Here is a 9,122-nt window from a genome sequence, read left to right on the forward strand (position 1 = left end):
ATCGACGCAGCAGTAAAGTTCTTCTAAATTATACATGCCTGAGGATCTCCACGATTTTGTTTTCTTTAGCAAAAACTTTGATCGTGCCTCAGGCACTTTAGTTCCCTTCTTAAGCGAAGCTCAGGTTAATTAATGATTTTGGTATGGACGCTGTTTATATTGATGAAGAAAAAAAGTGTGTTAAGTTATTTAATTTTAAGTATAGAGAGAGTTTCAATAATAATAAAACACAGAGTTTGAATGATAGTTTTATATCAACAAAATTTTTAAATCTTTGTTTGTCTGAAGATAAAAAAGAGTTTGATAAATACTCTGAGAAATTGAAGTGTAAACTAAAAAAACTTAATGATATATTTTTAACTCCTAAAGATGTATGGGATGTGACATTCTATCAGGTAAGTAATGAAGCTAATGAAGTTAAAACGATTAACTCTGAATTGGATCATTTATCCTCTCTTTATAAAATAAATATAAAACCTCTGGCGCTACCAACGATATCGCAGTTCATGTCAATTAGGCCGAAAGATATCAATGCAAGTATGATCCTAAGCAAAGATGCATTAATGTGTTATAGTGAGGATAGTAAAGCGACAGCAAAGTCTTATGTTTTAAGAGTTAGATGTGATGAAATTATACGTATAACATCTAATGATGAGCAACTAAGATTGGATAAAAATATAGAAGATATCTCGGTTTTGGCCAATTCAATCCTTGAATATGGCGTTTTATTTGATAATGTAAGAGGTTTTGTTAAAAACTCAAAATATAATCCAAACATTAGTGATACGATAAAAAACAATCCAACAAAATTCTTTATGTATAATAATGGAATTACGATAGTCGCTAAGTCAATATCTGCAACGAACTTACCTGGAAATAGAATGATGAGACTGGATATTAATGGTTTTCAAATCGTAAATGGAGGACAAACTCTCAGAACTATTCATGAATTTAATAAAGAGAATGCAGATAACATCAACAACTATCTTTGTAATGCTGAAGTATTGTTACGAGTTTTCATGCCTGATATTGACTCTAATGATATACATAAAATTGCTGAATATACTAATAGTCAGAACTCGATTAAGTCCTCTGGTTTAAAATCATTGTCAACTGAACAGATAGATATTGAACGATATCTGGACGAACATGATATAGCTTACATAAGAAAGTCAGGTGATACAGGTTCTGATGAAGGTAAGAAATATAAATTTATAATAAAAATGGAAACCTTTGGTCAAATATTAAAGGCTGTAAGTGGTTATCCTGAAAAGTCTACAAATAGCATGAAAGACATTTTTGAAAAAGATTATAATAATTTATTTATTAATAATTTTGATATAAAAATGGCACCAAAGCTTATAACATATTACTATGATGTAATTAAGGCTTATAAGGAGTCAGGCTTCAGCGGTAATCAAATAAAATATTTTTATATACTCTATATTAAATATCGTGGAGTTAAAGATTCATATAGTCATTTAATTAATAAATTAGAGAGTTGTATTTCTGAGTACGAAATAGAAGATATTTCTACAGTGAGAAAAATGGGTTTATCAAAATTTAAAGAATTTGTTAATAATCAATTTAAAATTTAATATATAAATCCCCCATATGTATAAATATGGGGGTATATTTTTATAAGTTAAATTTTACAGAGATTGAGAAAAATCCTTAAGATTGCGATAATTCCTCAACGCAGCAATCCCATCCTCCACATGCGCAGCCCATGCTTTAATTAACTCTTTCTGTTCGAGTTCAGGATAAAGCATTTTAAGCACCAACTCCGTGGTTTGCACTGTTTCTCCAAGCCACGTAATTTTATCCAATACGAGCGAACCATCGAGTTTTTTGTTATCTCGGTCTGCTGAATACCTGAAATCACTTTCTACAGAGCGGAAAAAGGCTAATCTGGCGGAAATATTTGGTGTTAATCCAGTATAATTTTTCAGTTTTTTAAGCTGTTCTTCTGTCTGACGATTTAGTTGCATTCTATTCGGGAGCATTAAATTGTCTCCTTAGTCAATTCCCAGAAATATCCAGATTTCAGAGATGAAGATTTCGTCTTAGCATTGAATACGATTTGGTATGTGTGAGAAATATCATCACGCAGTTGGTCAACAAAATAACGTTCATCAACTTCAGTATCGGTAGAGAGTAATACTACCTGATGACTGGCATAAGGAAAATAATGATTAATCAGATTATCTCTATGTTTAGAATCAAGGCGTCCTAGTGGGGTATCAATAATAACAGGTAATTCTTGACCAGAAGTTTTAGCTAATGCTTCTAAGATAGCAATAGCGTAAATTTGTTTTTCTCCTGCTGAAAGGGATTTTCTGTTAATTATAGATAGACTTTCATCAACTAACTCGACATCAAAAGTATTAGGGTTAATATGTGCATGAAGTTGTAGATCATCTTTACGAGCTAATTTACGATAAGCCGCTTCGAAATTTTTTGCGAGTTTTTTAACACGAGCCTGAGTTAACACTTCACTGTATCGTTCTAACAGATTAATTGTTTCTTCGGCATTCTTTAGTGCACTCATAAGACCATATTTATTGCGGGCCGAATCGTGTAGCTTTTGAATTTGACGAGCACAATCTAATTGCTGTTGTTTGCATTTTTGGGCTGCTTCTAGAGCTAACTTATACTTCTGGCGAGTATCATTGCGTTCTTTATCTAGATCTCGTATTTTTTGGAAAATATCCATAAGCTGATCATTTTCAGGAGCACGAGCAATATTAGCGGCAGATTGTTCTAGCTGTTGTTCAATATCAGTAAGTTGGATTCGGTAATTATCAAAACGTTCCCAAGATTTTTGACTGTCCTGTTCAATTGATTGCTGTAGCATACCCGCTTCACGATCTGAGATATCAAATCGCAAATCACCTTTTGGCTTCTGAGACATATATTCATTTAGGTTGTCAGTGATAGCTTCAGCAGCAATTTTACTGGTTGTACTAGAACGTAAAGCAAGATCGTTTCTTAGCTGATTCAGGAAGCTATTAAGTTCTTTTTCAAAGCTTTTGGCTTGTTTTATTTCTGATTCTTGAGAAATTTTTTCAAGCAATAGAGATAAAGTTTTAGGTGCTAAAGTATAAGGAAGAGTGCCATCGAATTCATGGCGTAGTGCTTTTTCAATTCCCTCTTTTTCTTTGATGAGTTCATCAACTTTCTTTTGCTCTTGTTCTTTAGTTTGAGCAAAAGAACCACCTTGAGCACTTAATAGTCCTTCATGCTTAGTGATATCTCTTGTGAATAATTCAATACGTGAACTTAAGAAATCAGCATCTTCTAAATAGTGCTCTGTTTTGCAAGAAAGCTCTTTCGACTTATTTTCTAACTCTGAAAGCCGGAGTTGTAGGTTCCCTTCTAATTGAGAGGATTGCTGGCGTTTAATAAAAATGACGAGATCATTTCTTAGCTTAGAGATCAAATCTAAACCAAGTAAGCGGCGCATAGCAGTGCGCAGAATGTTGCCTGATTCATCTTCAGCCAGTTCAGCAATTTTTTCACCATCAAAGAAAAATAAGTCAGCTACTCCGTGAGGAATAAGCTCATTAAGAAAACCTTGGCATTGATCATAATTCAGTTCACTAAGAGCTTGTCCATCTTGTTGCAGTGATAGTTGGTCTTTTTTTCCTTTTTTCCAGCTACGTGTAACAGTAAACTCAGATTCTTTGCCTTCTTTATTATAGGTGAAAGTGAGTTCAATTGACGCATCATTTGGACGTTCGGATTGATTATTGCCGTTATGAATTAATGCACCCAGCTGCTCAATATATTCTTGTTGTTGAATAGTATGGTTAAATGCTAATCGTCCATATAGTGATAAACGAATAGCGGATAAAATAGACGTTTTGCCTGCACCGTTTAACCCACCAAATAGAACTATTGGACGATCGTGGATTTCATGCTGACGTTTCCTCGGCGCAAGATCGATAGTATGTGTACCACTAAATACGCGAAAATTACGCAGGACTAATTGCTTAATTAGCATTTTCTTGTGCCTCACTGGAAAATATAGACAGTTCCTCAGCGTCAATTAGCCTACGTTGTAATTCTTTAATTTCAGCTTCTAATTTCATGACTTCTTCAAGGTGAATATCACGTTCATTACGTTTTTGGAGCGAAGCTTGCTTTTGTTCAATTTGTTCTAAACTACCCCAATCTTGCCTCAAAATTGTGCCAATTTTGTCAAATATTCCTTGTCTGCGACTTAGTCCTTCCATCGATATTTCCAGCTCAACTAGTTTCATGACCATTTCTGGTTCTACATCGAATCCTTGAGTAATTTGAGCGAGTAATTCAGCATCACTAGAATCAAATCTAGATTGATCATCAGTAACCCAGTTTAAATCACGATCATAAACGGAGCGGTAGATACCCGGTAATGTATCATTCCAATCTGGTTCATTAGGATCTTTTAGCCATTCTTGACGAATGGCATGAAGCTCTGGCTCTGTAATTAGAGTTATCTGGCGGCCTTGTTGGTTTAACTCTCGTTCGATTTCTAGCAATTGTTTAAGCCACTCTTGTCGGTATTTTAACCAGTATGGGCCGGGGACATGTTTACGTTCTGCGGTAATGTCTTCCCCTTCTTTGGCATATTGATAGCTGACTTTACCTGTACGACGTTTGTGGTTACGGTAAGTATTTTTCTGTGCTGGGTCAGTAGTTAGAGAAAGTAGATCGCGATACTTGAGCAAAGGCATCATCCAGTCTTCCCCATTTTGGACAAGACTTTCCATTGCTTTATCTTTTGTAACAACAGTACAAGTCCAGCAACCAAAGCGAGAGTTACCGCACGAAGGTGTACTATCATCAATAACAAGAGGACATTCGCCTTGATTTGACGAATCCATATAAAGAGTCCAAAGAGGGCGATTATTGCCACCCCATGGGCTTTCCCACTCTTCTATATCATCTGGAGCATATCGATAAGCACCACGCAGCAGTTTCCAAACATCTTCAACATCCCATGTATCAATAGGTGTATAAATGAATGCATTGGCAAGAGTGGTATGTCGAGCAAGACGTGAACCATCAATTTTGTGTTTTGCAATAACTTGAGCACGTGATGCACTCTCGCTACTACGTGAACCCAGGACAACGATGACTTCATCGAATTGGCTAACTTTATCGCGAATGAAGTCACTGACAGGGTTAATCTTCATTCGTTCTGTACACCAGCGGAAGCTGCGTGTGGGAGCTGGATAGCCTTTACCTAGTAGGTTGACCCAGAATGTTTCGTGTGTTTTAGGTATTACAGAATGTTGAGTGATAGGAAGCTCGTCGCGACTGGCTCCAGCCTCAATTTGTACCATTGTTTTTTTGATTAAATCTACGACAACAGGAGTTTCAACCAAAGTGTCAGATGAGACAACAAAAACAGGCTTGTGACGCATTTCTGGTGGTAAACCAAGTAATGCTAGATAAGCCAGCGTAATAACGGCAGAAGAATCTTTTCCTCCGCTGTAACCAATGACCCAAGGACGTTTATCGCTGTGATAAATACGCTGTATTTCAGAAATGTATTCTGCCAGAGGTCGACCGGCAAACATTTCTTGGTTAATAAAATCTTCATAATCGCCCAAATCGTGGGCTTGAATTAGTTTACTCATAAGACAACCGTTTGAGCTTCAAGTTGCTGCTCTTCAGCAGTAAGGGAAAGATCCAATGCAATTTTAAGGGCATTACAGGTAAGCTGAATAGCCATTGTCGTTTTACTTAATTTTCCGTGTGACATTGCTCTTTTTATTAGTATAGGATTGCTTTTGCGCCAGTCGAACGTTTTCAGCTTGGCAAGCTTTTCTTGCCACTGTTCAGGATGTTCTGCTAATAGGCTGCGGCCAAGTAGACCCAATGCATGAAGTCCAATACCGTGAGCATGGACGTATTCTTGACGTAGTTGAGCGGGAGAAACTTCTTTGTTAGATGCCATTTTCCAATCAGGCATTGCATTATAAACAGCTTGCCAATATTGAGAAGCTAGCCGTCTATTTTCTTCCTGATCATCTTCTTTCGGATCTCTTCCGAGCAAAGCACGGGTAGCTTGCTTGATGCTACTTAATGTAAATAATTTGTTTGAAAGTTTGCTGATACTGGATTTTTCTAATTCAGTTAGCCCTACAAATGGTTTGATAGACATTGCCAGATAACGAGCTAATTCTGAATTAACATCTCGATGATCATAAAGAGTTGATAATGATGGGCTAGGTCTAATCGCGTATTTATTTAAATCAGCGAACATCTGCTGGCTACGTTGCAAACCTTCGTCAACAAAAAATAGCACAGGAATATTATCTTGGCCTAAATCTGGATTTTCTTTCAAAGCAGTTTCAATGGCCTTACGACGATGCTGACCATCGTTAATCAAAATTTGTGCTTCCATTGGCACTTTTAAAATGCCGAGATTATTGGAACCAGAGAATTCAGCAAATTCAACATCAATAGCAATAGATGCTGTCAATGCTGAAAAAACATAATCTTTTGGATTTTCAATTAAATAACGCGCCATTTCTGGAATGCGCGATTTATTTAATACACGTTGTGCCCGAAGTTCTGGGGGAACTTCATTTTCATCAAAACTGAAAATCTTGGGAATCAACCGCATTGGACAAGTAGCAATATAGAAGGGACGACCAGCTTGAATCCCTCTGACAGCGGGGAACGAGTAACAGTATGCTATATTGTCAATATTAGCCATAATCCCTTCTTCCTGATAAATTAAGTAATTGATGATATTCTTACGTTATATTTTAACGTAATGTTGGTATATTATATCATTTTTTTGACGTAATGACAGTTTTAAATATTTAAAAATAATTTATGAGTATCTTTTATAGATAGAGCTAATAAGGTGGGAAGGTTAGTTTATCTTTGCAGAAAAGTTAGTAAGAGATATAAAACGAAGGGGGGATTTAAATAAACTGAATATGTTGAAAGATCATTTTCACTTGAGAATGTTAAATATATTTAAATCATTATTATTGATTTTTATTTACCAGATTTTTCAGTGTAACTATATAAAAATATAGGGCGGTTTAGGCATCTTTCTCACCACAGGAAAATGTACTATATAGCCTATTCATAACTGTTCGAAATAGAAAGACACCAGATTTCCAGTTTAAAAAAGCAGATGGTTTACAGTTTCTTATTGCTGCATAGCAGAGCCTTAGCGACATGCCTCTCTGAAAGGTAAGCTTTCTCAGCAAACCGTCTTTAGCCAGACAATACAAAATATCATAGTGCAACATCTCTTTCTCAACGACAGGTCTGATGTTGGTAAACCCGTCCTGCGTAACGATTTCATCGACAAGAATATTGAAATCGGTTTTATCAGGCATACTCCAATTCCTCCCTTTGAATCAGGTGCGTGTTTCTGCCCACTCGCTTTAAATCACGAAGAGCAATTTCCTTTCTTGCGATACGCATTGGCCCACGGCTTTCCAGCGTTCCTTTCAGGATTTCACTCGGTTTTTTGTTTGTGTGCGTGATTTCAATAACACCCCACGGTGTTTCAAATTCCCCTGACCTGCCGGTAGACATGATCGTGAGTCTGTCGATAGGGATTTGGGAGATAATCCCATATTGGGACAATGCTGACTCCAGACTGATGTAGCTGTATTCGCCGCGTCGGATATTGATTGCGATACTCTCCAGCGGATAAGATCCGAGGTTCGCGAGTGCATTTGCATAGATCCCTTTGGTGATGCGAACCAATAACCCGGCCTTGATAAGGCGGTCGATGGATTTTTTCAATGTTCGTGGCGCTTCATCAGCAAAGATGACTTCCAAATCTTGTAAGAGGAAAATATTTTTCCCCATCTTGCTGAATTTATCTAATGTTTTAATTGCAGTGATCTTATCCATTCCATTATCTCTACATTAAGATCTCTGTTAAGGGGTTTTTGTGTATAGTTAAGAACTATAGCAATTATATTCGTACATAAAAACCCCTTTAATGGGGGTTTTGTGTTAACATATTGATAGTTAGAGTCAATTTCACCATCGACAGATAGTTTCGTACTGTTTTTTCGTCACGTGTTGCAATACGCCGATTGTCTTGCCCTTGTCTGCCATAACTACAGTGTGATTGAACCAGTGAATGATCGTCAGCTATATTGCCAGCTCTGAATGGATGGAAGGTACAATCTCACCCCCCAATCCCAACCGGATAAGACTCAAACAAATACCCATCAAAGTCAGGATCATCGACATCTGATAACTCCAGCAATCGCTGTTTCACGTTTTCCAGATGCTGCCACATGGCTTGTTTCGCAGCCACAGGGTCTTTTTTGACCATAGCAGCCAAAATCGCCTGATGGTCATTCAGCCATTCCCGGCGGTAGTCGGTATTCGTGATCCGGCTGTGTAATTTCATCCACATCGGGTTATTTTCGCGCCATGTCCAAGACTGCTTTAGCAGTTCAACCAGCATGCTGTTATGCGTTGCTTGTGCGATGGCCAGATGAAATTCTCTGTCGCCGGATTCATCTTCACCTGATTCCAGATCATTTTTTTCTTTTTCCAGTGCCTGACGCATATTGGCAATATCGATTGGTGTAACTTGGGTTGCCGCGAATTCAGCAATATTGCTTTCCAGTAATTGGCGTGCTTGTAATAACTCAAAAGGCCCTGCCGCATTCTCCACGTAAGTCTCAGCGGCTTTTGGCAGGTTGATGATGTAAATCCCCGAATTCCGGCCATAACCTTTGCGGACTTCAATCAGGTTCTCTAATTCCAGCATGATGATCGCTTCACGAATCAGGGCGCGGGAGACGCCAAGCCTATCTGCGATTTCACGCTCTGGAGGGAGGCGATCACCGATCTTATAGTGCTCAGTCGCAATGATTTGGCGTAATGAGTGGCCCACTTCCTGATAAGGCCGTTTGAGGTCTTCAATGTTCATCATTAAATGTCGCTGTAGGTTTAGTGTGCGTAAGGTGAACGACTAAAAATGATCTCATTTTAAGGTATTGCCCTTAGAACCTATTCAGAATTTTTTTAAACCAGAACGATTTTTCATATAAACTACGGGGATGAGAAAAATTTATGCCAGTGACATTAGTCGAGAAGTGTTCATGGAAATTGAACCCCTGCTGCTTAGCAGC

At 37.7% G+C, this 9,122-nt stretch carries 8 protein-coding genes; 1 reads left to right on the forward strand and 7 read right to left on the reverse strand.

Going from position 1 to position 9,122, the window contains the following annotated elements; all coding sequences use genetic code 11:
• Positions 1-143: 143 nt before the first annotated feature.
• A complete protein-coding gene (locus AACQ81_RS19005; RefSeq protein WP_237388241.1) occupies positions 144-1,598 on the forward strand; it encodes an AIPR family protein in 1,455 nt (484 codons plus the stop codon).
• A gap of 54 nt (positions 1,599-1,652) precedes the next feature.
• Here AACQ81_RS19005 and dndE read toward each other — a convergent pair whose 3' ends face one another.
• The 7 genes from dndE to AACQ81_RS19040 all read right to left on the reverse strand — a co-directional run bounded on the left by dndE (position 1,653) and on the right by AACQ81_RS19040 (position 8,923).
• Positions 1,653-2,006, reverse strand: coding sequence for a DNA sulfur modification protein DndE (gene dndE / locus AACQ81_RS19010; RefSeq protein ID WP_237388242.1), 354 nt, complete (start codon positions 2,004-2,006; stop codon positions 1,653-1,655).
• The gene (gene dndD / locus AACQ81_RS19015) at positions 2,006-4,006 is read right to left on the reverse strand and encodes a DNA sulfur modification protein DndD (RefSeq protein WP_237388243.1); all 2,001 of its coding nucleotides are present in this window, start codon (positions 4,004-4,006) and stop codon (positions 2,006-2,008) included. The genes dndE and dndD overlap by 1 nt, the downstream gene beginning before the upstream one ends.
• Positions 3,996-5,630, reverse strand: a complete 1,635-nt coding sequence (dndC, locus tag AACQ81_RS19020; RefSeq protein ID WP_237388244.1) for a DNA phosphorothioation system sulfurtransferase DndC — start codon at positions 5,628-5,630, stop codon at positions 3,996-3,998. Before dndC ends, dndD begins: the two co-directional genes overlap by 11 nt.
• Positions 5,627-6,715, reverse strand: coding sequence for a DNA sulfur modification protein DndB (dndB, locus tag AACQ81_RS19025; RefSeq protein WP_237388245.1), 1,089 nt, complete (start codon positions 6,713-6,715; stop codon positions 5,627-5,629). The genes dndC and dndB overlap by 4 nt, the downstream gene beginning before the upstream one ends.
• Positions 6,716-7,052: 337 nt before the next feature.
• Positions 7,053-7,355 carry a hypothetical protein gene (locus tag AACQ81_RS19030; protein ID WP_237388246.1) on the reverse strand — a complete coding sequence of 101 codons (303 nt, stop codon included), beginning with the start codon at positions 7,353-7,355 and terminating at the stop codon, positions 7,053-7,055.
• Complete coding sequence (abiEi, locus tag AACQ81_RS19035; protein ID WP_237388247.1) at positions 7,348-7,881, reverse strand: type IV toxin-antitoxin system AbiEi family antitoxin; 534 nt, start codon at positions 7,879-7,881, stop codon at positions 7,348-7,350. Before abiEi ends, AACQ81_RS19030 begins: the two co-directional genes overlap by 8 nt.
• Before the next feature lie 283 nt (positions 7,882-8,164).
• A complete protein-coding gene (locus AACQ81_RS19040; protein WP_237388248.1) occupies positions 8,165-8,923 on the reverse strand; it encodes an FCD domain-containing protein in 759 nt (252 codons plus the stop codon).
• Between the last annotated feature and the right edge of the window lie 199 nt (positions 8,924-9,122).

It is taken from the genome of Xenorhabdus sp. Sc-CR9 (assembly GCF_963897815.1).
In the GTDB taxonomy this organism is placed as follows: Bacteria; Pseudomonadota; Gammaproteobacteria; order Enterobacterales; family Enterobacteriaceae; genus Xenorhabdus.

Excerpts from the sequence above, each read along its gene's own strand:
- AACQ81_RS19030 (WP_237388246.1), bottom strand. The coding sequence starts at position 7,355 with ATGCCTGATAAAACCGATTTCAATATTCTTGTCGATGAAATCGTTACG.
- abiEi (WP_237388247.1), bottom strand. The coding sequence starts at position 7,881 with ATGGATAAGATCACTGCAATTAAAACATTAGATAAATTCAGCAAGATG.
- dndC (WP_237388244.1), bottom strand. The coding sequence starts at position 5,630 with ATGAGTAAACTAATTCAAGCCCACGATTTGGGCGATTATGAAGATTTT.
- AACQ81_RS19040 (WP_237388248.1), bottom strand. The coding sequence starts at position 8,923 with ATGATGAACATTGAAGACCTCAAACGGCCTTATCAGGAAGTGGGCCAC.
- dndD (WP_237388243.1), bottom strand. The coding sequence starts at position 4,006 with ATGCTAATTAAGCAATTAGTCCTGCGTAATTTTCGCGTATTTAGTGGT.
- dndE (WP_237388242.1), bottom strand. The coding sequence starts at position 2,006 with ATGCTCCCGAATAGAATGCAACTAAATCGTCAGACAGAAGAACAGCTT.
- dndB (WP_237388245.1), bottom strand. The coding sequence starts at position 6,715 with ATGGCTAATATTGACAATATAGCATACTGTTACTCGTTCCCCGCTGTC.
- AACQ81_RS19005 (WP_237388241.1), top strand. The coding sequence starts at position 144 with ATGGACGCTGTTTATATTGATGAAGAAAAAAAGTGTGTTAAGTTATTT.